This is a genomic window from Sinomicrobium soli (genome assembly GCF_003285545.1).
Taxonomy (GTDB): domain Bacteria; phylum Bacteroidota; class Bacteroidia; order Flavobacteriales; family Flavobacteriaceae; genus Sinomicrobium.
This window is the reverse complement of record NZ_QLNV01000016.1, coordinates 1-26,326: the sequence shown is the minus strand read 5'-3', so window position 1 is coordinate 26,326 and position 26,326 is coordinate 1. Positions and strand designations below refer to the sequence as shown.

Below are 26,326 nucleotides of genomic sequence, written 5' to 3'. Positions count from 1 at the left end.
CTTTATGCCCTTCGGGCCTATCCCGGGGTGGTTGACTTATAATCTTTAAACCGTTTAAAATGAAAAGAACAACAGTAAGAAAACTTTGTATGGCCTTGTGTGGAGTGCTACTGGTATTTTCGGTCGCCTGTTCCAGGGATGACGAAGAAGATATGGGAAACTGGAAAATACGCTCGGTATTCGACGGCAAGCCCCGAAGCAGTTCTGCCTATTTTTCTATCGGGAACAAGGGGTATACCGGAACGGGGTATGACGGTGATAATTACCGTGTGGATTTCTGGGAATACGATATGGAAGGGGACTACTGGGTTCAGAAAGCCGATTTTCCGGGCACAGCCAGGAGTGCAGCCGTGGGCTTTGCCATAGATGATAAGGGATATATAGGTTCGGGTTATGACGGTGTTAATGAGCTCGGTGATTTTTACGCTTACGATGCCACGGCCAATACCTGGTCACAGATCAGGGATTTTCCGGAGAACCCCAGGCGTGAGGCCGTGGCCTTTTCGGTGAATGGTTATGGGTATTTCGGTACCGGTACCGACGGTGATAACGATCGTAAGGACTTCTGGAGATACGATCCGGCAGCAGATACCTGGACGGAACTCTTCGGTTTCGGTGGCGATAAGCGAAAAGGTGCGACAAGCTTTACCATAGATGGAAAAGTATACCTGGGTACAGGGGTTTCCAATGGGGTGTACCTCAAGGATTTCTGGATGTTTGACCCCGGTACGGAGAGCTGGACCAAGAAACTGAGCCTGGACGAGGAAGACGATTACAGTATTGTAAGGAGCTATGCCGCGGGGTTTGCCATAGGGAGTTACGGGTATATAGCCTGTGGTACCTCATCGGGAACACTGACCTCGGTATGGGAATACGACCCGGATTATGATACCTGGGACAGAAAAACGAGTTTCGAAGGGACTTCAAGACAGAGTCCTGTGGTATTTTTCAACGGGGCCAGGGCGTTTATAGGGCTCGGACGTTCCGGCAGCCTTTACCTGGACGACCTGAAAGAGTTCTTCCCCTGGGAAGAGTACAGCGATGAAGATTAGGGGGGAAGCACGAAGCATATGAAAAGGAAGATAGTGATACTCCCTGTTCTTATAATTCTCGGGATTGCCGGGGTTGTCGGGTACATACATAGAAGAGTGGTCCGTATAGATGTCGAGGTTTTTGAGGTAGGTAACGGATATGGCTACCAGTTGAAAAGCGGTGGAAAAGTGCTGGTACGCCAGGAAGTGATCCCTGCGCTTCCCGGTTCCGGTCCCTTCTGCTCCCGTTCCGATGCCCGTACAGCAGGTATCCTGGTGAGGCATAAAATAATGAACCGGGAATCTCCGGCAATTACTAAGGAAGAGTTAAAAGTACTTCGCGTGGATGTAAAATGTTTAGATTTAGCTGATTAAAAATGACCGGGATGCATATTCGCCCTGTTTACAGAAAGAAAAAGGTGGTCAAGGAAATAGCTGTACACGTAGCTATATGGCTGCTTTTCTTCGTCATTCTCAATTATCAGATATACTCGGAGATCGGTTTTATCCCGGGGGAGATACTGTATAGAAACCTGTACCGGTTTGTCATATATATCGGGCTGTTCTATTTTAATTACTACATCCTGGTGCCCGGATTCCTGTTGAAGAAAAGGTTGTTGGCCTACGCCCTGGTATCCTTGTCGGTGCTCGTAATGGCTTCGATGCTGGCAGGTAGTATGGCGCCCCGTCCGGTAAGTGCCGTTTTTATAACAGAACGGGGAAAAGGAGAGGATACGATGAGTAGAAAAGACAGCCGGGGATACAGGTTCCGGATGCCTTTTACCATTGGCCCGGCGAAGGAAGGGCCTGTACCGCCTCCTTTTATGCCGGGCGACACTACGAACCTGAAACAGCTGGAATACCACTTTCCCAATCATCCGGTACCACCGGATTCCTGGCGTTTCAGGTTTTTGATGCTGCTTCGCCCGGCAGGATTGATGGGCATTTATTTTATCATAGGGGCAGCGGTAAGGATATATATGGAATGGCGTAAGGGAGAGGCTGTGCGTCAACAGATACAATCGGAAAAAATGACTTCCGAACTGCAGTTTCTCAAGGCACAGTTAAACCCGCATTTCCTGTTCAACTCACTGAACAGCGTGTATTCCCTATCTGTTAAAAAGTCCAATGATACCCCGGAGGCCATTCTCACCCTGTCGGAGCTGATGCGGTATATGCTGTATGAAGCCAACCGGGATTTTGTTCCCCTGGGAAAGGAACTCGACTATATTAAGAATTATATAAAACTTCAGCGATTGCGACTGTCGGACGGGGAAAAGGTGACCCTGAATATTTACGGGAATGAACGGGACAAGAAAATACAGCCCCTGCTGTTTATTTCCTTTATAGAAAACGCCTTTAAATACGGGACGGACTATACGGGGAAGACCGTGGTCAAAACAGTGATCTCTATCAGGGACGACAGTATTCACTTTTTTATCAGTAACATCGTGGGAAGTTATAAGAAGGATACGGAAAGTTCCGGAGTGGGGCTTCAGAACATCAGGAACCGCCTCGATCTGTTATATCCGGATATGAATAAACTGGATGTCACAGATGACGGGAAAATATTTACGGTTAGTTTAACCCTTAATTTTGGTAGCAAATGACTTGTGTAATTATAGATGACGAACCTCTGGCCGTCGATGTGCTGAAAGAATACTGTGAAAAAATGAGTTTACTGGAAGTAGTGGGAACCTTTACCAATGCGCTGGATGCCATTCCGGTGATCAAGGACAGAAGGGTAGACCTGATATTTTCAGATATAGAGATGCCACAGATCAACGGGATAGATTTTATTCATTCCCTGGACAACCGGCCGCTGTTTATCTTTACCACGGCCTATCCCCAGTATGCCCTTGAAGGGTTTGAGCTCAATGCCGTAGACTATCTGGTAAAACCGATACCCTATCACCGTTTTGTAAAGGCCGTGGTACGCGCGAGGGAATTGCTGAGCTACAAGGAGAAAAATATCCCGGTCATGGGATATACCTCACCTTCCTGCGGTACCGGAGAAGGAATTTCGGGATATATCTTTGTAAAGTCCGATTACGAGAATGTAAAACTCAATACCGATGAGATTACCTATGTACAGGGACTGAAAGATTATCTCAAGATCCATGTTTCGGGAACCAATAAGCCTGTGCTTACCCTGTTGAGTTTCAAAGATTTCATGGACAAGGTGCCCCGGGGGCAGTTTTTGCGTATCCACAAGTCTTTTGTGGTCAATGTCGGGTATATCCGTTCCATCCAGAAAAACAAGGTCATTATAGGCGATAACCGTATTCCCATAGGAGAGAGTTATAAAGCAGGGTTTATGGAACGCCTGGGGCTCTAAACTGTTTATCAAACGATAACCAGGTCTACTACATAACCTTCGCTTCCGCGGACATTAAAGACCGTGCTGTCTTCGAAGAGGAGATACTGCCCCTTTATGCCCTTGAGTTTTCCCCTGTATTCGGGAGTTTTTTCCAGGTTAAGGCTTTTTACCTTTTTCGGATATTCAAGTACCGGGTATCCGATAGTGTATACTTTTTTGTTGGTGTCCAGATAATAGGGTTTTACTTCTTCCGGAAGAAAATCGTCGAGACGGTCCTTTTCGGCAACAAGATCGGCCGTGGCCAGGTCGTTGGTCAGTATTTTGCGCCAGTTGGTCTTATCGGTCATATGGGCCTTAAGGGCTACTTCCGTGATCCCGGCCAGGTAGCGGTTGGGTACTTCTACCACCTCTATGGCCTGGTGGGCCCCCTGGTCTATCCAGCGGGTGGGGATCTGTGCTTTTCGTGTAACTCCCACCTTTACCTCGCTGGAAAGGGCCAGGTATACCACATGGGGCTGTAGCTGTACCGCCCTTTCAAATTCCAGGTCCCGGTCTTCCTGGTCCAGGTGGGCCTTGCTCAGTTCCGGGCGCATGATCCAGTCTCCCGCCGAAGCCGTTTCGAAAAAACAGCTTTTACAGAACCCCTGGCGGTAGATGGGCTTGTCCAGATGACAGTTCAGGCATTCGTAGGAAACGAAAGAGATCCCGACTTCACGGTCAAGCAACTGGTTGACGTGAATAAAGTCGTTTTTGAAAACCAGGTAATAGTTTACGGGATCCGTATATTCGGTTTTCATTTTTATCAGGACGCCTTGGTACATGGTAAAGTTTTTTAGTATTTTTATTGCCTGTCAATATAGAAAAGGACTGTAAAAGTACACAAAAAATGTCGATCCCACTGTTTAATTCCATAGCATCCTGGTGGCTGAAAAAGCGCTTCTACCAGATGGAACTCTTCCTGAAATATCCGGAAGAAGTTCAGGTAGAACTGCTCAACCAGCTTCTCGGTACGGCACGCCATACCGAGTTCGGGAAACGGTATGGTTTCGAGTCCATTACCAACTATGAAGCGTTCAGGGACAGCATGCCTGTGAGCAGGTATGAAGATATGGAACCCTATATAGAGCGTTCGCGAAGGGGAGAGCACAATGTGTTCTGGCCCACTCCCATCAAGTGGTTTGCGAAAAGCAGTGGCACCACCAATGCCAAAAGCAAGTTTATCCCGGTAAGCACGGAATCTCTTGAAGATTGCCATTTTAAGGCCGGGAAGGATATGCTGTCGCTTTATTTTAACAATAACGAAGACTCCAGGCTGTTTACCGGTAAGAGCCTCCGGCTGGGAGGCAGCAAGTCGTTGTACGAAGATAACAATACCTTTTTCGGCGACCTTTCGGCCATCATCATAGACAATCTCCCGTTCTGGGCCGAAATGAGCAGTACCCCGAGCAACAGGGTGTCGCTGATGAGCGAATGGGAGACAAAACTGGAGGCTATTATCAACGAAACCATAGGGGAGAATGTGACCAGTCTTGCCGGGGTCCCCTCCTGGATGCTGGTGTTGCTGAACAGGGTGCTGGAAAAGACGGGAAAGGATGATCTCTTCGAAGTGTGGAACAACCTGGAGGTATATTTTCACGGGGGCGTAAGCTTTAATCCCTACCGCGACCAGTACGAAAGGCTGCTGCCCCGCGATCATTTTCAGTATTACGAAATATACAATGCTTCCGAAGGGTTCTTTGCCATACAGGACCGGAACCGTTCGGACGAGTTGCTGCTGATGCTGGACTATGGTATCTTTTACGAGTTTATCCCCATGGATACCTTCGGTGGTCCTGATGAAAAAGTACTCCCGCTATGGGAAGTGGAGACCGGGAAGAACTACGCGATCGTCATCACCACCAATGCCGGTTTATGGCGGTATCTCATCGGCGATACGGTGCGTTTTACGAGCACCTCTCCCTACCGGATCAAGGTTACCGGGAGGACCAAGCACTTTATCAATGTTTTCGGGGAAGAACTTATCATAGAAAATACGGAGGAAGCCCTGAAACGGGCGTGTAAGGCTGCCGGTTGCGAGGTGGTCGATTATACCGTGGCCCCCATTTTTATGCAGGGCCGTGAAAAAGGAGGGCACGAATGGCTGATAGAGTTCCGCAGGCACCCTGAGTGCCTGAAGCATTTTACCAGGGAGCTGGATGAAGGACTTAAATCGCTGAATTCGGATTACGAAGCCAAGAGGTATAACAATATGACGTTGAACATGCCCCGTATCAACATAGCCCGTAAGGGCCTTTTCTACGACTGGCTCAAGACCTACGACAAACTCGGGGGCCAGCACAAGGTGCCCCGCCTCTCCAACCAGAGAAACTATATGGAGGAAATGCTCGGTATGAACGGGACAGTGGTTTAATGTAAATGTTCCGATTGAAAAAATTGCAGTGTTGTATGTGAATGTGTCTGATTATTGTTACTGCAAATAAAATCGCCTGAAATCAGAATGGGATCTCCAACGTACCTTAGCTAAGGAAAATTACCGGGTCCGGCCGCAAAAAAAAAGCCGTCTCAGGGTATGAGACGGCTTTGTGATATCCGGGAAATACAGTACTACGACGCTGCTTTCAGCTTGCTTACTTTGGCTTTGGCCAGTTTTTCGCTGGCATAGGTGCGATCTACTTTCAGTTGTTTTTCGTCAGAACTGGGCAGATCGAACATGGCATCGGTAAGGATGGTTTCGCAGAGGGATCGAAGTCCCCTCGCGCCCAGTTTGTATTCTATGGCCTTTTCCACGATAAAGTCGAGCGCATCGTCGGCGACTTTCAGCTTGATGTCGTCCATGTCGAAGAGCTTGTGGTACTGCTTGATGATTGCATTTCTGGGTTCCGTAAGAATGGCCCTCAGCGCTTCTGCGTCCAGGGGGTTCATATAGGTCAGCACGGGAAGCCTTCCTATGATCTCCGGGATAAGCCCGAATTCCTTCAGGTCTTTCGGGATAATGTATTGCAGCAGGTTCTCCTCGTCTACGACTTCCTCGCCTTTGGTCGCATTATATCCTACGGCCTGCATGTTCAACCGTTTCGATATGATCTTTTCCATACCGTCAAACGCACCTCCGGCGATAAAGAGGATGTTTTCGGTATTGACCTCTATGAATTTCTGGTCGGGATGCTTCCGTCCGCCTTTCGGAGGTACGTTTACCACGGTCCCTTCCAGGAGTTTCAGCAGGGCCTGCTGTACCCCTTCGCCGGAGACGTCACGGGTAATGGACGGGTTGTCGCTCTTGCGGGCGATCTTGTCGATCTCGTCGATAAAGACGATGCCCCGTTCCGCCTTTTCGAGGTTGTAATCCGCTGCCTGCAACAGGCGGGTGAGGATACTTTCCACATCTTCCCCTACATATCCGGCTTCCGTGAGTACGGTAGCGTCTACGATAGCCAGCGGGACGTTCAGCATTTTGGCAATGGTCCTGGCCATAAGGGTCTTTCCCGTTCCGGTTTGCCCCACCATGATGATATTGCTTTTCTGGATTTCGATATCATCCTTGGTCTTGGGTTGCAGCAGCCGTTTATAATGGTTGTACACCGCTACCGAAAGCACCTTTTTGGTCACGTCCTGCCCGATCACATATTCGTCCAGGAACCCCTTGATCTCCTGTGGTTTTTTCAGGATAAGCTCAGCCGAGAGCTCTTCCGACTGCGATTGTTTGGTTTCCTCCAGCACAATACTGTGTGCCTGTTCGATACACCGGTCGCAGATATGGGCGTCCAGGCCGGCTATAAGCAAATTGGTTTCAGGCTTTTTCCTTCCGCAAAACGAACATTCTAATTCTTCTTTTGCCATTACAATTTTATTTGGTTCCGGGGGGCTGCCCTAAAGGTGTCTTTCCGGCCGAAGTGAAGGGCCAGGTCCCTTTCAGACAGCCTCCCGTCATTAATAATTATGACCTTCCGGTCTAATTTCTCGCCAGGATCTCATCGATCATTCCGTAAGCCTTGGCTTCGTCTGCCTTCATCCAGTAGTCCCTGTCGCTGTCTTTGTTGACCTTTTCAAAGGGCTGCCCGGAATGATTGGCGATAATGTTGTACAGTTCATCCTTGAGTTTCAGGATCTCCCGGGCTGTGATCTCTATATCACTGGCCTGGCCCTGGGCTCCGCCGAGGGGCTGGTGGATCATTACCCTGGAGTGGGTAAGTCCGCTTCGTTTTCCCTGGTGGCCGGCACAGAGCAACACGGCAGCCATGGATGCGGCCATTCCCGTACAGATGGTGGCCACGTCGGGTTTTATAAACTGCATGGTGTCGTAGATCCCCAATCCGGCGTATACGCTACCCCCGGGAGAATTGATATAAATCTCGATATCCTTGGAGGAGTCTACGCTGGAGAGAAACAGCAGCTGTGCCTGGATGATATTGGCGATCTGGTCGTCGATAGCCGTTCCCATAAAGATGATACGATCCATCATGAGACGTGAAAATACATCCATGGCCACTGCGTTCATCTGCCGTTCTTCTATAATGTTGGGCGTCATGCCCACGGGAGTCACCCTGCTTACGATCTTGTCGTAATACATACTGTTTATTCCGTGATGCCCTGTGGCGTATTTTTTAAATTCCTTAGTGTAATCCATAACGTTGTGTTTTATGATAAAAGGCGTTAAATGCCATATGATTTAACGCCTTAAATATAGTTATTTTTTCGTCTTTACTCACTAATGGACACGGGATACTCCCGGAGCATTCAGACGAAATTACTGGTATACCTCCTTGATGAAATCTTCAAAAGAGACCTCTTTTGTCTTGAGGTTTGCTTTTTCCTTGTAGAGTTCCAGCAGTTTTTTACTCATCAGCTGTTCGGAAAGGCGTTTGACTTCGTCACGGTTAGAGAGTATTCTCGCTGCAATGCTGTCCAGTTCTTCTTCCGAAGGATCGGTCTGTCCGAACTGTGCCATTTGCGTTTTTATAAAGCCCTTGGCAAAATCCTTGAGCTCGTCGAAGGAAACCTGCAGGTCATTCTCATTGATGATCTTGCTTTCTATGAGCTGGTACCTCAGTCCCTTTTCGGATTTTTCATATTCTTCACCGGCCTGTTCTTCCGTAAGCGGGTTTTCGCCGGTCTCGCGGATCCATTTTTTCAGGAATTCGGCAGGAAGGTCGAATTTGGTGTTTTCCACCAGGTATTCGGTAATATCGTTCAGCAGTTTCTGGTCTGCCTGTTGTTCGTACTGTTTCTCCGCATCTTCCTTGATACGCGCCCTGAGTTCTTCTTCCGAGGTTACCGTTCCGGCAGGGAAGAGTTTGTCAAAGAGTTCCTGGTTCAGTTCGGCAGGTTCTCTTTTGTTGATCTCTTCGATGGTGAAGCTCACCGCAATATCCAGGTCATGAGCCTCGTCGTGGTCTATCTTCAGGAAATGCATCAGGTCGTGCTCGTCCTGTACGAGGTTCTTGGTTTTCAGTTCGAGTACATCCCCGGCTTTGGACCCTGTAAATTTGTTGAGGTTTCTCTTCCCCTTGATCTTGTCCAGGGTAAATGTCGCCTTGTTGTCTATTTCCTTTTCTTCGCTGGTAAAGGTTCCGGTAATTTCATCTCCTTCTTCCACTTCTTCTTTCGAAATGAGCTTGCCGTATTGCTGGCGGACTCTGTCTACCTGCTCGTCCAGCGTTTTGTCGTCTGCAACGATATGATAATGCGTTACCGGTTTGCTTCCCTTGATCTTCACTTCGAATTCGGGAGCCAGCCCCAGTTCGAATTCAAAGGAGAAATCGTCCGCATCCCAGTCAAAGTCATCCTGTGGCCTGGGAAGCGGATTGCCCAGGACATCGATCTTTTCTTCGGTCAGATACTTGTCAAGCGCATTTTGCAAAAGTTTGTTCACCTCATCGACCAGTACAGCTTTTCCGTATTGTTTCTTAACGAGCCCCAACGGCACATGTCCCTTTCTGAACCCGGGAATATTAGCCTGCTTCCGGTAATCGTTAAGAACCGTAGCTACCTTGTCACTGTAATCATCCTTGCTGATAGCCACTTTTACTACCGCATTCAATTCGTCAATGTGCTCTCTTGTAATATCCATTTATTCTCTTTATAAATTAATAGGGCATATAAAAACCGGCTGCAAAATTAGAGTTTTTTGCAATTCCAACCAACTTTTTGAGCGTCTGAATTTTAGAGGGCGTTTTACAGGTTCCCCTGCTGTTGAAGTTTCTTTGATCGCAGTGATCGGTGTATCGAAGTCACCGGTCAGTCTTCCCCGTTATCCCCGATAAAGGAATGAAAAACGGATTGCAGGAACGACAACAACAGGCTGAACAGCAGTGCCCACCAGAAACTGGCCACCTGGAAGCCCCCTACCAGGCTTTCGGTAAACAGAATGACCACCGCATTGATCACCAGGAGAAAAAGCCCCATGGTAAGAATGGTGATCGGCAGGGTAAAGAGGATCAGAAGCGGTTTTACCAGCAGGTTCAGCAGTCCCAGTACAAGGGCTACGATAATAGCGGTAAGGTAACTGTCTACATTGACCCCGGGAAGTATTTTGGCCAGGATCACCACGGCAAGGGCGGTTAAAAGAACTCTCAGTATAAGTTTCATACAATGTGGTTTTAGGTTTGATCCGATGAGGTCTTTAACAAAGATAGGTAATTTTATGGTTAATGTGCTAATGTGCCAATGTGCCAATGTGTCAATGAGTCAATGTGCTGATGAGTCGCGGGATGATTTGTTATTTGATTTACAACATATACCGTAGGCGGACGCCTGCATAGTAATTCCTGGGTAGTCCCGGGTAGTAAAAGCGGGGTTCGGTATTTCCGAATCCGGTGGCATTGATCAGTACCGATGAGGCGTAAGTGCTGTTGCCCGCGTTGTTTATCCCCCCGGAGACCTGTAGTGAAAGCCGGCGGTACAGCGATGTCCTGAACCCGGCTTTCAGGTTGAATATATGATACGGATCGGTGTGCAGGGTATTGCCGGCGAAGGCGGGAGGCTGACTTTAGGTGTGATCATAAAACGTGAACCAATAAAGTTTCATTAAGGGAAACTTTAGTATATTTGTAATTTAGTTCTCATGAAGGTACATTTAATAAAGAAGCAAACGATTGAAGACTATATTGTAAAAAATGCACGGAGCGGGGTATCGTTTGCACACTGGTTAAATATAATCAGGTGGGCAGACTGGAAGGAACCCCGGGATATTATAAAAACTTTTAACAGTGCCGATATTCTGGGGAGGGGTACGAACCGGCTGGTGTTTAATGTAGGAGGAAATAACTATCGGATGATATGTGAGTATTATTTCGGAAAGACACGGGTACATCTGTATGTAAAATGGATCGGTACCCACGCCGAATATACCGGGCTTTGCAAGACCGGGAAACAGTATGATATTGATAACTATTAAAAAAATAATGATGAAAACCTTAAAATATACCGTAATTAAGAACAGGGAACAATACGATACGTATTGCAATATACTGGAAGGTTTGTTGCGTAGTAATGACGAAAAAGCGGAAGAAGAAATCGAACTCCTCACCCTGTTGATTGAAAAATGGGATAAAGAACACAATACTCTGGAAGATCAGGATCCCATTACACTGCTTAAATCGATGATGGCAGAACACCAGATGAAAGCCAAGGACCTGGAGCCTGTGCTGGAACTTTCCAAAGGAACAATTTCCAAGATTTTAAATTATCACAAGGGACTGTCGAAGGACACCATACGAAAACTGTCCGAATACTTTATGGTTTCTCAGGAAGCGTTTAACCGTCCCTATAAACTGATTAATGCTGTAAACCGTCATTTTCGCAATGCCAGCCTGATGAATACCCGTAAAAACATTGCGGAGGCCGGGTAGAAAACCAGGGGTTTGGACCAAGACGGCTTCTGCTTATAACATATACCGTAGGCGGACGCCTGCATAGTAATTCCTGGGTAGTCCCGGGTAGTAAAAGCGGGGTTCGGTATTTCCGAATCCGGTGGCATTGATCAGTACCGATGAGGCGTAAGTGCTGTTGCCCGCGTTGTTTATCCCCCCGGAGACCTGTAGTGAAAGCCGGCGGTACAGCGATGTCCTGAACCCGGCTTTCAGGTTGAATATATGATACGGATCGGTGTGCAGGGTATTGCCGTCGGTAAGCGGGATCTTTCCCGTGCCCAGGTAGTTGGCATAAAGGAAAAGCCCTTTCCGGTGAGTGAGCCGGAAGCCGGCACTGGTCTTGTAAGCGGGAACACCGGTAAGCGGATTGCCGGAATAATCGTTGTCCCCGTCCCTGAAGCGGATAAAACGGTGTTTGTTGACCGAGGTCGTCGCAAAAGGGATAAGGGTTACCGCGGGACTTACAGGGATGTGGTATGCTGCGGAAAGTTCTATGCCCCGGTGTTCTGTTTTGCCTGCGTTCTTTCCGATGTACTGGTCTTCACCCACCCTTTGGGCCACCAGCAGGTCCCTGATGTCCATCAGGTAGGCAGCGGCCGTAACCGAAAGACGGTCTTCCAGGAGTTTTAACCGTATTCCCGTTTCGTAGTGCATGCCTTTCTCCGGCCCCAGACCGGGATTTATAACCCCCTCGGGGGTAAGGGTTTCTTCGGTTCCGGGAAAGGAAAACCCACGGCTGATGTTGGCGTAAAACCTCAGGTGTTCGCTATAGCGGTAATCGATATCGAGAGATGGGGCCAGGATGGGGTCAAAGCGCCGGGAGGCGCTGGTATTGCCGGCGCCTTCGTTGTAATGGTCCAGGAAATTATAGGAAGTGAAATTGGCATTCAGCCCCAGCCGGGCCTTCAATCGCGGGGCAAGGGGCAGGGTAAGGGTGGTAAACAGGTTCAGCTGGTTCCTGTATTCCTTGTTGTCACTGAGTTGCCGGCCTTCCGCACTCCCCCCGCCTTCATGCTGCTGGTACAGGTTTTCTATGGTGCCCCATTGGTACACGTCCTTATACATCTCGGTGCCGAGTTGCACCTGTCCCTTTCTGCCCCCGAAAGTGAAATCCTTCCCGAAGGTGCTGCGTATACCATACCCGTTCGTAAACCCGGTAAGGATATTAAAGGGACGGGGTTCGTAGTGGTCGAGATAGGTGTAGAAAACACTGGTGGTATTTTGCAGCGATGCCGTGAAACGGTGGGTATAACTGAGCCCGGCCAGGGTGGCATGACTGTTCTTATAGCCCTGTGCCTCCAGCCAGTTGGACGCCGCCTGCCCGGGGTCTTCCTCCATGGCCTGCCTGCTGATGGAGCTGGGAATCTGTGCATTGTAGCCTATCTGGCTGAAAAGGAGTGAAAGGGTATTGTTCTCATCAAAACGATACGAAGCATTCAGCTGCACGGCATTGCGGTTATAGGCGCTGTTCTCGCGGTAACCGCCGGTTTCCAGGTGTTCGTAATTCAGGCCGAGGGACAGTTTCCGGTCTGTAACAGACAGGTGGGTGGTATTTTTAAGAAGCTGGTATGAGCCTGCGGTAAGGCTGGTGCTTACCGAAGATGTTCCGGGTGTGGCCGAGCGGAGTAAAATGGTACCTCCCAGCGGCGCCCCGTAGGCCGTAGCCTTCGGCCCTTCGATAATTTCTATGTTTCCCATGTTTTCCGGGTCGAATACCTCCAGGGCGGTTTCCCCCATACCGTTGGTCACCGGGATGCCGTCGAGGTATGCTCTCACCTTATTGCTGCCGTAAGGGGTGCGTGCCCCCACGCCGCGAATGGTGATCCGGCTTACGTTCATCCCCCCCGAGAGGATAAAAACTCCCGGAATCCTGTTCATGGCAGGAGTGATATCCGCAGGGGCGTACTCTTCCAGTTCGCGTGCGGATACCGCCGCAACCGGGGTGATGGCAGTGCTGTCTGCCGGCGCCTGTACCGGGGTATGGCCGTGAACCGTAACTTCGGGGAGCTGCGTAGGCGCTTTTTCCTGGGCTTTTACCTGAAATATACAGAACAGAAAAAGGAGCAGGGGCCCAAAAGTATGACCTGTTTTCATCCGGGGTTTTGCTTTATGACCAAACCTACAGAATAATTTACAGACGGGCAATGGAAAGAAACGTTTTCTGAACGTTAAAAAAAGAGGCTGCCCATTCGGGCAGCCTCTCCGTATGTGCGGTATTTTTTCCCGTTTTAATACCCGGTATTCTGGGTGAGGTTCGGGTTGGATACCAGTGCTGTAGCCGGTATGGGAAACAACTCGCGGTAATCATCGGAAACTTCCTTGAATTCCCAGGCTTCCGTAAAGACCCCGAAGCGGATCATGTCGTTGCGCCTCCACCCTTCGGTATAGAGTTCCCTCGCCCTTTCGTCCAGCAGTTCGGGAAGGTCTATGGTACTGAGCGGGGTAGCCTTTCTCAGGGTGCGCAGTGCGTTGACCATGGTCGTGGGGTCGTCGCCCGAAGCCCCTCCCCGCAGGATCGCCTCGGCCTTCATCAGGTAGGCATCGGCATAGCGGAATACGATCATTCCGGTAGCCTCGGCCCCGTTGTCGGGATGGTATTTCAGTATTCTTATCCCCGTTCTTTCGTTATTCCCCACCAGGGCAGGGAAATCTTTGGTAAAGACCAGCGGGTTTCCGGCGCGGTCTTTCAGGGGAGTGCCGTCGGCGGCGTATTGCTGGCCTACCAGGAAACCGTATCCTATACCCTGGTCGGGAACAAATCCTCTTCGCTCTTCCTGTCCGGCACCTTCCGCATTGGTGTCGTCGGGCCCTTCGAACAGTTCGTAGATGCTTTTAAGGGTGGCAAAGCCATTCCATCCCCCGGAAGTTTTATCCGGGACTACCTGGTGATAGTGCAGCCCGGGCCACATCCGGGTGCCCACCGAAGCATCGGTATACCAGATGGTCTCGTTGTCTGCATCGTTTTTAAAGATATCGAAAAAGCCTTCCTGCAGTCCGAATCCGTCCTGGGCTATGGCATCTACCATTTCTATCACCTTGGTCATATCGGCCGGATCGGGAGCATCACTGCCCTGGTAACGGTATTTGTTGAGGTACAGTTTGGCCAGCAGGAAACGGGCGGCAGCTTTTGAAGCTTGTATGGTTCCGTTTCCGGGGCCTATGGCGGGCAGTTCGGGCAGTGCGGCTTCCAGGTCTTCCATAATAAAATCGAAAGCCTCGTTTGCCGTAAGTACCCTGGGGTCGATATCGACCCCTTCATCGGCATCCCTGAAGGGTACCTGGCCGTAGAGGTCCATGATATGGAACATGCTGTAAGCCCTTAAAAAACGGCCTTCCGCTATTTGTTGTGCGCTGGCTTCAGATTGCGGGGCCAGAAGCTGGTTGATCCGGAATACATTGGAATTAAGCCGGTTCCAGGTGTTCAGTATATCACGGTGGGTGGGGTCCCAGGTATGGGCGTGGAGCACACGCCATACCCCGTTGTCTCCCCAGTCGGTACCCCTTGTTGGGACAATAACCTCGTCGGTAGAGGCTTCCGAAAGGGCATACAGCCCTTCCTGTGTACTGTAGGTATCCCTGATGTCGTTATAGGCCGATTCCAGGGTCTTGCCGGGGTCTACTCCCCCGAAACCTTCATCGGTTTCCGGAATTACGATGGAATCGTGTTCCTCTACTTCGAGGTCTGTACAGGCTGTGGATAACAGCAGCACCCCGATGAACGCTATCCGTATATGTCTGGTGAAGTATCTCATGGATTCTTGTTTATGATTTAAAGTAAGTTTAGTGCTTTAAAACCTGGCATTCAGTCCCAGGGTAAATGTTCTCGGCCTCGGGTAGGAGGTATAATCGATCCCCAGCGAGGGTACGCCGTCGAGCTGCTTGTTTACGTTTACTTCCGGGTCGAGACCGCTGTAGTTTGTAATGACAAACAGGTTCTGGGCATTGAGGTATACCCGGAATGATTTGAAGAACTTCGAATGGTCGGCAAAGGTGAAATTATGCCCCAGGGTCACATTCTGCAGCCTCAGGAAATCTCCCTTTTCCAGGAAACGGGTAGAGACATCGGCGGCATTGAGATTGGATTCCGGGCTGTCCAGGACGTCCCGGGTGGTATTCTTGGCATTGCCCAGGCCCCCTGCCGTAAAAAAGGCGTTGCGTGTATTGTTGTAGATATAGTGCCCGAACTGTCCGGCGAAAAAGGCCGAAAGGTCCCATTGCTTGTACCGGACGCTGGTGCTGATGCCGAGATTGTATTTGGGCAGTGCACTTTTTCCCACGAATTGCTGGATGTCACCTTCTTCATACAGCGAAAGCCCGTTTTCGTCGTAACCGCTGAATTCCCTGAGGAAATAGGAGAACAGGGGCTGTCCGTCCACAATACGCTGGGCAAAGGCCCCGGTGAGTCCCTGCCCGTTGATGCCCCCGGTATCTACGGTGCCGTCGAAGTTTTCTACACTGTTGTCGTTGTAGGAAAGGTTGGCCCCGAAGTCCCAGCTGAGGTCTTCGGTGGTAATGATCCCGTAATTGAGGGTAATCTCAAAACCCTGATTGATCACATCGGCATCCAGGTTTTCGTAAACGAATTCCTGCGGGGCAGGCTGGGCCGACATGATCTGCATGAGCAGGTCGGTCGTATTTTTGCGGTACAGGTCGAGAGAACCGCTCAGCCTGTTGTCCCAGAAACCGAAGTCGACCCCTATATTGAATTGTTGTGTCTGTTCCCATTTGAGGTCGGGATTGGCAAAGGCTACATTGGAAAGCGATACGTTCTGTACCTCTCCGTCTTCCTTGATCGAGAGCCCGTCATAACGCGACCGGGTCTGGTACCGGTTGTGAGGGATCTCCTGGTTCCCGGTAATTCCGTATCCCAGGCGGAGTTTCAGGTTGGAGAAACTGTCGGGAATAAAGTCTTCGTCAGACAATATCCAGGCAAAGGCACCCGAAGGGAAATACCCGTACTTGTTATTGCCCCCGAATTTGGACGAACCGTCTGCCCGGAGTGTGGCGGTAAAGATATAGCGGTCTTTGAGGGTGTAGTTGACCCTTCCGAAAAAGGACTGCAGTTCATCCACGTAGTGATGCCAGTCTGATACGGCCGCCCTGGCCGGGGTAGCCCCCACGGTAAGCGCGTCGGTAGCCAGTTCGGGAAACAGCCGGTTTACAAAGCCGCCGTTAATACCGTAACCGTATTGCTGGTACGGGCCGGTTATGGCGTTGCGTATCGTGCGGTCGGTAGCTTTCAGGTCGCTGATCATACGGCCCATGTCGGGGTCACTGAACCCCCATCCCTGGTATACTCTTCCCTTGTTGGTAAATTCCTGGTAAGAATACCCCAACAGGGCGGTAAGCCGCGAGTCTTCAAAGTCGGCATTATAGTTAAACAATACCTCGAGAAGCTGGCTGCTGTTGTCCACTTCGGCAATAAAGGCCTTTCCGTTCTCATAGACACCGGACCCCATAAACAGCAGGGGAGACATGGCCCCCTCGCGGTCTGAAGCGGAATTGTCGAAACCGGTATTGACCTTGACGTTGAATTCGTCCGTAAAATCATAGGTGGCCGAAAGGTTGATGAGGCTCCTGTTGGTTTTGGTCTTGTCCTGGTAGTATTCCAGCAGTGAAAGCGGGTTCTGTGTAGACGTGGAGAACTGGAATTCCGGATCGGCGGGCCAGGTGGGGTTGGCGGTATAGGTAGCCCCCAGCAGGTCTCCTTCGTGACCGGCATTGTCCGTAATGAGAGGCGCTTCGTCATTGACCCTGGAGATGGTGACCTGTGCCCCGAGTTTCAGTTTGTCGTTAAAGAAACGCTGATTGAGGTTCAGCCGGGCATTGAGGCGTTCCATGGAAGAATTTTCGATCACCCCCTGCTGGTCGGAGTAGCTCAGCGACAGGCGATAGTCGCCGGTTTCGTGCCCGTTGGCATAAGACAGGTTATGGGTCTGTGAAAAGGCCGTTCGCGAGATCTGGTCCTGCCAGTCTGTGTTGTGCCCTTTGTCCTGTTCCTCTACATTGCCTCCGTATTTTTCAATACCCCGGAGAAACTGGTCCCGGTTCAGCAGGTCGTAAGTATTGGCAGGTGTCGAAAGACTGGTAGTGGCCGAATATTCCAGGGAGGCCTCCTGGCCCCTGCCGCTTTTGGTCGTGATGATCACGACCCCGTTGGCGCCCCGCGAACCGTAGATGGCAGTGGCGGAAGCATCTTTAAGCACGTCGATACTGGCAATATCGTTAGGGTTTATAAAATTGAGCGGGTTTTTGGAAGCCGAGGTACCCCGTCCTATATCAGAACCTCCTGCAGAGGTGTCGTCACCGGCAAGGGGAATGCCGTCGACCACGAATAGGGGGTTGTTGTTGCTTCTTACCGAAGATGTTCCGCGGATACGGATATTGATCCCCGCACCGGGCTCACCGCTCGAAGAGGTGATCTGTACCCCGGCGCTTTTACCCTGAATGAGTTCCTCCGGGGCTGCGATAACCCCCTTGTTGAAGTCCTCCGCCTTTACCGAAACTACAGACCCGGTAGCATCCCTCCGGGTGGTTTCGCCATATCCTATGATGACCACCTCATCCAGGGCCTGGGCATCTTCGGCAAGGGTAATGTTTATCGATGTACGGCCATTGACCCCGATTTCCATTGATTTATAGCCGATATAACTGATGACGAGCACATCGTTTTCCTGTACTCCCGAAAGGGAGAAGTTACCGTCAAAATCTGACTGGGTCCCGTTGGTAGTGCCTTTTACCAGGACGTTGGCTCCCGGTAATGGTCCCGAAGCATCAGAGACCGTGCCCGATACTGTAATCTGCCCGTATATGGTGCCATATAGGAATACGGCAAAAATAAAGGGCATTTTCTGAAAAATACTGATTTTCATAAATAGTAGTTTTATGGCGTTTTGATTATTAAGACAGTTAAATTTATGTGAAATTTTTGTTATATAGCAAAACCGGAGTTTCGAAAACGTTGTAGTGTTAATAACTTTGGTGTTTTTTTGGACAAAGAGTAGAATTTGCTGCCTTATTTTGGTTTATTGTATATTATGAAAGGGTTTTTTTGCGGGATTTATAATAAAAGCAGGAGGCAGGGAAAATTTTTTCGGGCATTGTGATGGAAGCCCTGAGCGCGAAGCATGAAGTCGGGAGTATTGAGTAGAATCGCTTTTGTGAATCCCGGTTTAAAGAAGATTACTCCCTTGAAACCGACCAGACGGCAAAACCCTTTGCAGGGGCCTCTACGGTAACCTGCCCGTTACTGTCCGTAATCAGCCAGGCGCTGGTATTGCCGGAATAATCGACGAGTTTTTTGTCTTTCCAGTTGGTCGTGACGGTTCGCTGGCGGTGATCACTACCGATGTTCATATAGAGAATGAGCCCCGGGTTGTCGTCGTTACCGTTCCGTTTCATAATGTATTCTTCCCCGCTCTGGTGCAGTACTTCCAGGGTCCCGGTGGCAATGCTGTTGTGGATGCTGACCAGGTTTTTTAATCCCGACCTGTACTGCCTGTTTTCGTAGTCGGAATAAAACAGGGTAGGGTAGCCGTCGTGTGTAAGGATATAGGCATAGGCAAGCATCTTATGTGCTGCGCTTATGTTATTTTCCGGGTTTTCGTCTTTTTCGGTATCGTGGTTGGCCACGAAGGTGACCGCCTTTTCCGGATAGGACTTCCAAAGCATATCACCGGAGAGAACAGTCAGGTCGCCCTTGCGGTCGAGTGCCTCATCGAGTTTGTAGAAACAGGAAAAATCGAATGCGGCTGCGCCGGAAGCTTCTACCCATTCCACCAGTTCTGGGTTATAGCCGTCCCAGTATTCGCCTACGGCAAAACCTCCCACTTCGTCTGTCCAGGCTTTTACGACCCAGGCCCCGAAGCCTTTGACATAATCGAACCGCCAGCCGTCGAATTTCATGACATTTTTATAATATTTTGCCACGGAGTGCTCTCCTTTCCACAACCATTCCTGTACCCGGGGCTGGTGGTGGCACAGGTCCTGCTCTTCGAAAAACAATGCCTCTTCGTCGTGTTGGTGCAGGCTGTTGGGATGAAAATCCTCGTAACTGCGGTTGAATTTTCCGGAGGCATTGCCGTTGGCAGTGTCGAAAAGGGTATAGGTGTTCTTGTTGCGGTAGGGGTTATATTCTTCCCCTCCTCCCGAATTGTGGTTCAGTACGATATCGGCAATCACTTCCAGTCCGTTGTCATGGGCTTTTTGAATAAGGTGTTCCAGTTGTTCCCGGGTGCCGAAACGGGTAGGCACCGTACCGTGCTGGTCGAATTCGCCGAAATCGAAATAATCGGAGGGATCATAGCCCATCGAATATCCGCCCGACTGCCCCTTGGTGGCTACCGGAAGCCATATCCGGTCTACCCCTGTGGCTGCCCAGTCTTCTATGTGGCCTGACAGGGTATTCCACCATTCGAACCGCGGTTCCACATCCCAGTAAAAAGCCTGCATCATCACCCGTTTGCCATTGTCGAACAGGCCCAGGTCGTATTTTTCAGGAATGGTCTCCGGCGGATCAGGGGTATAGGTGTGGTCATCACTGTTGCACGCAAGAAGAGCAAGTACTAAAAAGGAAAGAGCGAATGTCTTTTTCAGAAAAGTGTGTGGTGTTTTCATCGTTTTTGTTTTGCCGGTTATGGGAGCTTGTTTAAACGAATTCCAATGGGCTGCGGCTGCAATCAAATCAATTTAAACAAGCGCTTAAAAAACGGAATGGGACAGGGGTATCCGCATTCCGTTCATATCATTTATCAAAAAGGAATTAAGAAGGGTTATTCCGCAGTGATGGTATACGTATATGCCCCTGGAGTGCTCAGATCGAGAACTACGGTATAACTGCCGCCTGCCTCTATCATGATATTGGTCCCTCCTTTTTCCGCGGTACCGTCGCCTTCGTCATCTCCGTAATCCAGGTCCCAGTCGTCATTCGCGCGAAATTTCATTTCTCCCGGTTGCAGGTCCAGCGCTATCGACCAGGTTTTCTGCGTGGCGTCATACGTCATATCCACGTCGCTTTCCCACCCGGTTCCCGGAATGGCGTCGCCGATCACCGCCCATTGGGTATCCAGGAGGCTGTAGGTGAGGTTTTCCGTATCCACGTGAAAGAGGTAATATCCCGCAGGGGCCGAAAGGTTCTCGCCATCATTCAGCAGCAGGGTCCCCGAACCGCCGTCACCGTATTCGCCGTTGCCCCATTCCGGTGCTGCGGTAAACTTGTATTCCGAGGCAGTGCCGAAATAGATATAGCCTTCGAATTCGGTGTCGGAATCCGGAAGCGAGCGGAGTTGCGGCGCTTCGGCCGGGCTCCAGTCCCCGCCGTAGTTCCCGGCAGCCTGGTAACCTCCCGGAACCCAGAGATAAGACCCCCCGCCCCCGTCGGAGCCATATGGGGTAACGCTGACCAGTATGGTTTCGGAGATCAGTGGCTCCGTATGAGCGTTGACCGAAGCCGTTACCCGGACTTCCATTTCAGAAGCTTCTTCCGCCGGGAGGCCCAGCCTCAGGGCCGTATTGTTCAGGTGTTCCGTGCTTACGGCAAGCTGTGTAGCCGTGGTTTGGCCCAGGGAGGCAGAAGACTGGAAGTCATTGCCCGGTATATCGGCCTGGAGGCTGTAGTTTACCTGTGTGGGTACATTAAAATTGGCCTTGTTCCACACAAAGCGGTCTGCCTGTCCGGCAGCATTGTCTTCAGTGAGTATATAACTGCTTCCCGAGGTGGGAGCAGTAATGACCGGTGCGTCTGCAGGGATCATTACGGGGCCGTTATCGTCGTCGGAGCAAGACCAGAAAAGGCTTGCAGCGAGCATCAGTGCGCCCGGGATATTGGTTGTTTTCATAGATTAGTTTATTAGTTTGTAGTTCTTAGTTTGTTAGTTCTCCGAATGACAGCATTGTCATTCCGACGCAGGAGGAATCTCGGGTGCTTCTGTCATGCTCTTGAAGCTCCTTTGAGCCGGGGTGTAGATTCTTCGCTTCGCTCTGAATGACAGCATCCGGCATCCGACTTCCGACTTCCGACTATAATCAGTACCCCGGATTCTGTACCAAATTGGAATTTACCCCGAGGTCTGTAAGCGGTATGGGCAGCAGGGTGCGGAACGATTCCACGCCCGAGCCGTTTACACTGCCGCCTTTCCACGGCCACAGGTATCCGCTGCCCGTAAATTTTCCGAACCGGATCAGGTCGGTCCTGCGATGGCCTTCCCAGTACAGTTCCCTTCCCCTTTCGTCCAGGATAAAGTCCAGGGTAAGCTGTGCAGCGCTGATATTTCCCGAAGTATCGCCATAAGCCCTTTCCCTGAGCTGGTTTACAAGATTGAGGGCAGTGGCCGTTTCACTGCCTGTGCGTATTGCAGCTTCGGCATACATCAGGTAAGCATCGGCAAGGCGGAACAGCGGGTAGTCGGTATCTACAAATTCGCCGCTGGTATCCGAACCGTGTTCTCCGGTTGAAGTGAGGTTCTTGTACTTGGCAATGGCATAACCGTTGTTAAAGGCCATATAATCGGTGTTTTCCCTGACATGTCCTTCGGTGTGGAACAGGGCCCGCCCGTCGCGGTTGGTGTCCAGGTTACCGAAGAGGTCGGCGAATGCCGAGGTGGTCCGGTTACCTTCCCATCCCCCGTTTACCCCGTAGTCGGCAGGGTCCATGGTCGAATTGCTGATCCCGGCATGGATAATATAGCTGGTACCTCCGAACGACTGGCTTTGCAGTCCGTCTGCCGCCAGGGGAAGGATGATCTCTTCCGAACGGTCGTTATCGGCCAGGAAGAGGTGTTCGTAATTCCCTTCCAGGGTGTAGCCGCCTTCGTTGACAATATGCTCCAGCTGGGTCAGTGCTTCTCCGTACCGGGCCTCCCCGGTATACACTTCGGCATTGAGGTACAGTTTGGCCAGGAGCATCCATCCGGCCACCCTGTCGGCCCTTGCGTATTCGTTGGCCCGCGGTGCTTTCATCAGGGGGATGATCTCCAGCAGTTCGCTCTCCACGAAACCGAAGAGCTCTTCGCGGGGATATCTCGGCGGTTCGAAATTCCCTACGGGATCGTTTTCCGTTACAAAAGGCACGTTGCCGAACAGGTCTATGGCGTGCCAGTAGGCCAGGGCACGTAAAAAACGGGCTTCGTTCCTGTAGTCCTGTATTTCGGAGTTTTCCGTGCCTTCTGTTTCCCGCAGGAAATTATTGGCCAGGGCGACTTCCAGGTAGATACGGTCATACATGATCCGGATGAAGTTGTTGCCCGCAGTCCAGTCCAGCCGGTTCAATGCGTCCAGTCCGCCGTCCCCCCAGCGGTTCAGGGCCTCGTCGGTGGTCAGTTCCTGGAAATTCCAGTAATTCCGGATATAGGAGGAAGCCCCGGCATCGGGGGCTACCACATCGGTCTGCCCGGAGGTTTCCTGCCCGGTAAGGATAAAGGCGCTGTATATCTTGGCCAGCATTCCCTTATAGGCTTCCGGGTCATCGCCCAGAATGTTGTCTTTGGTCTGTTCTACCCTCGGCTCGGTGTCCAGGTCGCCGGTACAGGAAGTGGCCAGGATGGTTACAAGCCCCAGTATGCCGGCATATAGATAGGTGAAATTTATTTTTTTCATGTCTGATGTCTTAAGGTTTGTTTAGAAGTCCAGGCTCAGCCCCAGGAGAAAGGTTCTCGGGCGCGGATAGATATTGTAATCGTTCCCGTTCTGCACTTCCGGGTCCAGTCCGTCATACCCGGTAACGGTAAATACGTTCTGTACCGAACCGTAAATACGGGCAGAGAGGCTGTTCCCCAGGAAATTTCCGGCATTGTAGCCGAGCGTGATGTTGTCCAGCCTCAGGAAAGACGCGTCCTGGACGTAGTAGTCGGAGAGCCTTACCGCATCGGTAACCTGGGTAAAGCCGGATTCGTTATAGTTCTCCACGATATTGGTCAGGAAGGTAGAACTGGTAAACACCCCGTTGCGGATTCCCACGTTAGAGTCTATATTGTTGTACACATAATTCCCGGCCTGTCCGCGGAATACCATGTTCAGGTCCCATTTCTTATAGCGGAACTGCGAGGTAAACCCGTAGTACATATCCGGCAGGGCAGATTTGTGGATATAGCGGTCGTTATCGTCTACCACCCCGTCGCCGTTGCGGTCTACAAAGACATTTTCCACGGGCTTCCCGCTTTCGTCATATACCTGTTCATACACATAATAACTGTACGGGGTTTCCCCTACGGCATGTACCTGGTTAAAGAGGCCCGTACCCCCGGTGATGTTCCTGTCCTGCACCGAAATAAAGTCGGTATCCGCATTAAGGCCGGTGACTTCCGACTGGTTCCAGGTAAAGTTGGCGCCGAGGTTCCAGCTGAAATTGTCGGTCTCCACGGCCACGGCATTGATCTCGAATTCCACTCCCTTGTTTTCCATGGTCCCTACATTGTCAACAAAGACATTCGAGAGGTTGCTTCCTGCAGGGGTAGACACCTCGCTGAGCAGGTCTTTGGTCTCCCTGTAATACACATCTACGGCCCCGGTTATGCGATTGTCCAGGAAACCGTAATCCAGCCCGGCATTATAGGTTGTGGTCTCTTCCCAGGTAAGGCTGGTGCTGTACGGGTTCGGGCGGTAGGTGGTATAATAATTGTCTCCGAAAGGATACTGTACCTGCGGGGTCCCGGCCAGGTATACGGCGAGGTGGGGGAAATATCTTCCCGGCAGGTCCTGCTGCCCGGTAATACCCCACCCGGTGCGTAGTTTCAGGTTGCTGAACACTGCAGAGTCTTCCATCCAGGGTTCGTTATAGATATTCCAGGCAAAGGCAGCCGAAGGAAAATTACCCCAGCGTACATCCGGGTCAAAACGCGAAGACCCGTCCCGGCGCAGGGTAGCGGTCAGCAGGTATTTGTCTCTTATGGAAATATTGGCCCTTCCGAAGAAGGAAGCGATCACTACGGGGTTGTAGTACCGCGTAACGATAACCTGGTCATTGATATAATCGTAGTTGTTCTTATACCCGTTATTGGCAAAAGACTGGTAAGAATGCCCGGCGGTAATGTCGAGGTTGGTCACAAAGCGGTCTTCAAATGCTTTGGAATAGTTCAGGTAGAAATCCATCAGCAGGTTTCTCTTGCTCTGGAATTCGGTTTCCAGGTGGCCGTAGCCATTGCCGTTCCTGTAGTAATTGGCAGAAGCCTCCGAAACCCTGTCGTTGCGTTCTCCCGAAGAGACGTCATACCCGAGGTTCAGGTTGGCGCGCAATTCCGGGAGGAAGTGGAATTTGTAGTCCAGTTCCATATTTCCCACGCTTCGTTTTACATCCCCGGTATTGTTCCTTTGTGTCAGCAATCCCATGGGGTTTCTTGGGGCCAGGGTTTCCACGTTGCCGTTGGTAAAATCTTCGTAATACCCGCCGAAAGGCATGCTCTGGTCGTATACCGGGTTGGTGGGGTTCATCAGTATGGCGCTTCCTATGGCCCCGTTATCTGCAAAACGGCTGTCGGTCATGATCCCCTTTACGTTGATGTCCACCTTGAGGTGATTGTCAAAAAACCTGGGAGTGATACCGATAGATCCCGTCCACCGTTCCAGCGAAGAGGTTTTCAGCACCCCGTCCTGTTCCGTATATCCCACGGAAGCCCGGAAGGGCGTATCGCCGAACAGTTGCCCCTTGACGCTGAAATTCTGGTCGAAGCTGATGGCATCCCTGAAGATCAGGTCCTGCCAGTTGGTATGGTGATCTCCCAGCAGGGCCTGTTGAGCGTCTGTGCCGTATTCCTGTACAAGGCTTCGGAAATCCTGTGCAGAAAAGGCGTCTACCGTACGGGTAACCGTACTCACCGAGGTTTTGGCATTGTAGTTGAACTGCAGTTCGCCGCTGCTTCCCTTTTTGGTGGTGATGATAATGACCCCGTTGGAAGCCCTGGAACCGTAAATGGCAGCCGCAGAAGCATCCTTCAGTACGGTAAAGCTCTCGATATCGTTGGGGTTTACAATATTCAGCGGGTTGCTCACCCCGGCAATCCCTTCCTTGTCTACCGGAACCCCGTCTATAACGATAAGCGGATCGTTACTGGCATTCAGGGAAGCCCCGCCGCGGATGCGGATATTGGCCCCGGCTCCCGGCTCCCCGCCACTGGTCGTGATCTGTACCCCTGCGGTTTTCCCTGCAATCAGCTGGTCGGGAGAGACTACCATCCCGTTGTTGAAGTCTTCGCTCCTTACGGTGGTCACGGAACCTGTGGCATCTTTTTTTCTTACCTGTCCGTAACCGATGAGTACGACCTCGTCCAGCAACTGGGTATCTTCTTCCAGTACCACATCGAGTGTGGGGCCGGAAACCGTCCTTTCCACAGTGGCATACCCGATATAGGAAAAGACCAGGACGTCGCCCCCGGAAGCATCGATGGTATAATGACCGTCAAAATCGGTGGTAGTTCCGTTGGTGGTACCTTTTATCACTACGTTTACCCCCGGTAATGGCCCGGAAATATCACTTGCGGTACCGCTTACGGTTGTTTGTGCATACGCCCCGAAAGGAATACATGCCAGAAACAACAGCAAGGTGAAAATATGAAGTGTTTTCATGCTGAAGATAGATTTGATTTTAAAGTGTACACGAAATGCACACCAGGTGTTTTTCATGCAGTTTTTTTGTCGATTTGATTAAAAATCAGACCTGTAATTTTAATTCCCGAGCTAAAACTATGTAAAATTTGTGTTAAGTGAATGGGCGAAAAAATATTACAACGTTTTCGTGTGAACAACTTTTGGTCAACATGACCTTTTTTACAGTTTTTACCTGTTAAAAATTAAGTGTATTTGAATTTTATACCCGTTAAATTGCGGTATTTTAAAAATAATCCCGCCTGACGGGAGGTAATGTGATGATTTTTCAATGACAGGGGAATCCCGATGGGAGGGATTTGTTCATTCCGTCCTTTCCGTTATGCTGTTGAAGATTTTTTGCTCTGGGGTAGAGATTCTTCCCTCCGCTGCGCTCCCCTACCCATGACGTATCTATCCTAAGTTACTCCATCTCAAAGACTCCTCTCTTCAGATGAACCTGCCTGTATCCTATGACTCAGACAAGTTTTGTTCATAAATTTTTTCTATAATTCTAAGGGACGTACCTCATTGTA

At 50.5% G+C, this 26,326-nt stretch carries 19 protein-coding genes; 7 read left to right on the top strand and 12 right to left on the bottom strand.

Annotation, left to right across the window (positions count from 1 at the left end):
• The first annotated feature begins 59 nt into the window (after positions 1-59).
• Genes DN748_RS16055 through DN748_RS16040 form a run of 4 tightly spaced genes read left to right on the top strand, consistent with a single transcriptional unit; the run spans position 60 to position 3,369 of the window.
• Entirely contained in the window at positions 60-1,052 is a 993-nt protein-coding gene (locus tag DN748_RS16055) for a Kelch repeat-containing protein (protein WP_112372853.1), read from the top strand.
• Positions 1,053-1,070: 18 nt separating this feature from the next.
• Positions 1,071-1,406, top strand: coding sequence for a DUF4907 domain-containing protein (locus DN748_RS16050; RefSeq protein WP_112372852.1), 336 nt, complete (start codon positions 1,071-1,073; stop codon positions 1,404-1,406).
• Positions 1,407-1,417: 11 nt separating this feature from the next.
• Positions 1,418-2,641: a sensor histidine kinase gene (locus tag DN748_RS16045; RefSeq protein WP_236636899.1), complete on the top strand. Its 1,224-nt coding sequence runs from the start codon at positions 1,418-1,420 to the stop codon at positions 2,639-2,641.
• A complete protein-coding gene (locus DN748_RS16040; RefSeq protein ID WP_112372851.1) occupies positions 2,638-3,369 on the top strand; it encodes a LytR/AlgR family response regulator transcription factor in 732 nt (243 codons plus the stop codon). Before DN748_RS16045 ends, DN748_RS16040 begins: the two co-directional genes overlap by 4 nt.
• A gap of 8 nt (positions 3,370-3,377) precedes the next feature.
• On the opposite strand, the gene DN748_RS16035 is transcribed toward DN748_RS16040, so the two are convergent.
• Positions 3,378-4,172: a DUF2797 domain-containing protein gene (locus tag DN748_RS16035; RefSeq protein WP_112372850.1), complete on the bottom strand. Its 795-nt coding sequence runs from the start codon at positions 4,170-4,172 to the stop codon at positions 3,378-3,380.
• Positions 4,173-4,237: 65 nt separating this feature from the next.
• Here DN748_RS16035 and DN748_RS16030 point away from each other — a divergent pair, with 65 nt between their 5' ends.
• The gene (locus tag DN748_RS16030) at positions 4,238-5,761 is read left to right on the top strand and encodes a GH3 auxin-responsive promoter family protein (RefSeq protein ID WP_112372849.1); all 1,524 of its coding nucleotides are present in this window, start codon (positions 4,238-4,240) and stop codon (positions 5,759-5,761) included.
• A gap of 194 nt (positions 5,762-5,955) precedes the next feature.
• Here DN748_RS16030 and clpX read toward each other — a convergent pair whose 3' ends face one another.
• From clpX to DN748_RS16010, 4 genes are all read right to left on the bottom strand, one after another.
• Positions 5,956-7,188, bottom strand: coding sequence for an ATP-dependent Clp protease ATP-binding subunit ClpX (gene clpX / locus DN748_RS16025; protein WP_112372848.1), 1,233 nt, complete (start codon positions 7,186-7,188; stop codon positions 5,956-5,958).
• Between the two features lie 112 nt (positions 7,189-7,300).
• Positions 7,301-7,975: an ATP-dependent Clp endopeptidase proteolytic subunit ClpP gene (gene clpP / locus DN748_RS16020; protein WP_112372847.1), complete on the bottom strand. Its 675-nt coding sequence runs from the start codon at positions 7,973-7,975 to the stop codon at positions 7,301-7,303.
• A 120-nt stretch (positions 7,976-8,095) separates the two neighbouring features.
• Positions 8,096-9,418 (bottom strand): trigger factor, encoded by a 1,323-nt coding sequence (tig, locus tag DN748_RS16015; protein ID WP_112372846.1) that lies wholly within the window; start codon positions 9,416-9,418, stop codon positions 8,096-8,098.
• Between the two features lie 167 nt (positions 9,419-9,585).
• Complete coding sequence (locus tag DN748_RS16010; RefSeq protein ID WP_112372845.1) at positions 9,586-9,936, bottom strand: phage holin family protein; 351 nt, start codon at positions 9,934-9,936, stop codon at positions 9,586-9,588.
• A gap of 475 nt (positions 9,937-10,411) precedes the next feature.
• Between DN748_RS16010 and DN748_RS16000 the strand changes: the two genes are divergently transcribed.
• Both DN748_RS16000 and DN748_RS15995 read left to right on the top strand, forming a co-directional pair.
• Complete coding sequence (locus DN748_RS16000) at positions 10,412-10,744, top strand: type II toxin-antitoxin system HigB family toxin (protein ID WP_112372844.1); 333 nt, start codon at positions 10,412-10,414, stop codon at positions 10,742-10,744.
• A gap of 7 nt (positions 10,745-10,751) precedes the next feature.
• Positions 10,752-11,198 (top strand): helix-turn-helix domain-containing protein, encoded by a 447-nt coding sequence (locus DN748_RS15995; protein ID WP_201741506.1) that lies wholly within the window; start codon positions 10,752-10,754, stop codon positions 11,196-11,198.
• Between the two features lie 33 nt (positions 11,199-11,231).
• On the opposite strand, the gene DN748_RS15990 is transcribed toward DN748_RS15995, so the two are convergent.
• From DN748_RS15990 to DN748_RS15960, 7 genes are all read right to left on the bottom strand, one after another.
• Complete coding sequence (locus tag DN748_RS15990) at positions 11,232-13,313, bottom strand: TonB-dependent receptor family protein (protein ID WP_112372842.1); 2,082 nt, start codon at positions 13,311-13,313, stop codon at positions 11,232-11,234.
• Positions 13,314-13,447: 134 nt separating this feature from the next.
• Positions 13,448-14,971 carry a RagB/SusD family nutrient uptake outer membrane protein gene (locus DN748_RS15985; RefSeq protein WP_112372841.1) on the bottom strand — a complete coding sequence of 508 codons (1,524 nt, stop codon included), beginning with the start codon at positions 14,969-14,971 and terminating at the stop codon, positions 13,448-13,450.
• Positions 14,972-15,007: 36 nt separating this feature from the next.
• A complete protein-coding gene (locus DN748_RS15980; protein ID WP_112372840.1) occupies positions 15,008-18,091 on the bottom strand; it encodes a SusC/RagA family TonB-linked outer membrane protein in 3,084 nt (1,027 codons plus the stop codon).
• Positions 18,092-18,401: 310 nt separating this feature from the next.
• Entirely contained in the window at positions 18,402-19,835 is a 1,434-nt protein-coding gene (locus DN748_RS15975; RefSeq protein WP_112372839.1) for an alpha-amylase, read from the bottom strand.
• A gap of 155 nt (positions 19,836-19,990) precedes the next feature.
• Positions 19,991-21,055, bottom strand: a complete 1,065-nt coding sequence (locus tag DN748_RS15970) for a SusE domain-containing protein (protein WP_112372838.1) — start codon at positions 21,053-21,055, stop codon at positions 19,991-19,993.
• Positions 21,056-21,242: 187 nt separating this feature from the next.
• The gene (locus DN748_RS15965; protein WP_112372837.1) at positions 21,243-22,811 is read right to left on the bottom strand and encodes a RagB/SusD family nutrient uptake outer membrane protein; all 1,569 of its coding nucleotides are present in this window, start codon (positions 22,809-22,811) and stop codon (positions 21,243-21,245) included.
• Positions 22,812-22,832: 21 nt separating this feature from the next.
• Positions 22,833-25,772 carry a SusC/RagA family TonB-linked outer membrane protein gene (locus DN748_RS15960; protein ID WP_201741505.1) on the bottom strand — a complete coding sequence of 980 codons (2,940 nt, stop codon included), beginning with the start codon at positions 25,770-25,772 and terminating at the stop codon, positions 22,833-22,835.
• Positions 25,773-26,326: the final 554 nt, after the last annotated feature.

Excerpts from the sequence above, each read along its gene's own strand:
- DN748_RS15970 (WP_112372838.1), bottom strand. The coding sequence starts at position 21,055 with ATGAAAACAACCAATATCCCGGGCGCACTGATGCTCGCTGCAAGCCTT.
- DN748_RS15985 (WP_112372841.1), bottom strand. The coding sequence starts at position 14,971 with ATGAGATACTTCACCAGACATATACGGATAGCGTTCATCGGGGTGCTG.
- DN748_RS16000 (WP_112372844.1), top strand. The coding sequence starts at position 10,412 with ATGAAGGTACATTTAATAAAGAAGCAAACGATTGAAGACTATATTGTA.
- clpX (WP_112372848.1), bottom strand. The coding sequence starts at position 7,188 with ATGGCAAAAGAAGAATTAGAATGTTCGTTTTGCGGAAGGAAAAAGCCT.
- DN748_RS16035 (WP_112372850.1), bottom strand. The coding sequence starts at position 4,172 with ATGTACCAAGGCGTCCTGATAAAAATGAAAACCGAATATACGGATCCC.
- DN748_RS15965 (WP_112372837.1), bottom strand. The coding sequence starts at position 22,811 with ATGAAAAAAATAAATTTCACCTATCTATATGCCGGCATACTGGGGCTT.
- tig (WP_112372846.1), bottom strand. The coding sequence starts at position 9,418 with ATGGATATTACAAGAGAGCACATTGACGAATTGAATGCGGTAGTAAAA.
- DN748_RS16055 (WP_112372853.1), top strand. The coding sequence starts at position 60 with ATGAAAAGAACAACAGTAAGAAAACTTTGTATGGCCTTGTGTGGAGTG.
- DN748_RS15990 (WP_112372842.1), bottom strand. The coding sequence starts at position 13,313 with ATGAAAACAGGTCATACTTTTGGGCCCCTGCTCCTTTTTCTGTTCTGT.
- DN748_RS16050 (WP_112372852.1), top strand. The coding sequence starts at position 1,071 with ATGAAAAGGAAGATAGTGATACTCCCTGTTCTTATAATTCTCGGGATT.
- DN748_RS16045 (WP_236636899.1), top strand. The coding sequence starts at position 1,418 with ATGCATATTCGCCCTGTTTACAGAAAGAAAAAGGTGGTCAAGGAAATA.
- DN748_RS16040 (WP_112372851.1), top strand. The coding sequence starts at position 2,638 with ATGACTTGTGTAATTATAGATGACGAACCTCTGGCCGTCGATGTGCTG.
- DN748_RS16010 (WP_112372845.1), bottom strand. The coding sequence starts at position 9,936 with ATGAAACTTATACTGAGAGTTCTTTTAACCGCCCTTGCCGTGGTGATC.
- DN748_RS15975 (WP_112372839.1), bottom strand. The coding sequence starts at position 19,835 with ATGAAAACACCACACACTTTTCTGAAAAAGACATTCGCTCTTTCCTTT.
- DN748_RS15995 (WP_201741506.1), top strand. The coding sequence starts at position 10,752 with ATGATGAAAACCTTAAAATATACCGTAATTAAGAACAGGGAACAATAC.
- DN748_RS15980 (WP_112372840.1), bottom strand. The coding sequence starts at position 18,091 with ATGAAAATCAGTATTTTTCAGAAAATGCCCTTTATTTTTGCCGTATTC.
- clpP (WP_112372847.1), bottom strand. The coding sequence starts at position 7,975 with ATGGATTACACTAAGGAATTTAAAAAATACGCCACAGGGCATCACGGA.
- DN748_RS16030 (WP_112372849.1), top strand. The coding sequence starts at position 4,238 with ATGTCGATCCCACTGTTTAATTCCATAGCATCCTGGTGGCTGAAAAAG.
- DN748_RS15960 (WP_201741505.1), bottom strand. The coding sequence starts at position 25,772 with ATGAAAACACTTCATATTTTCACCTTGCTGTTGTTTCTGGCATGTATT.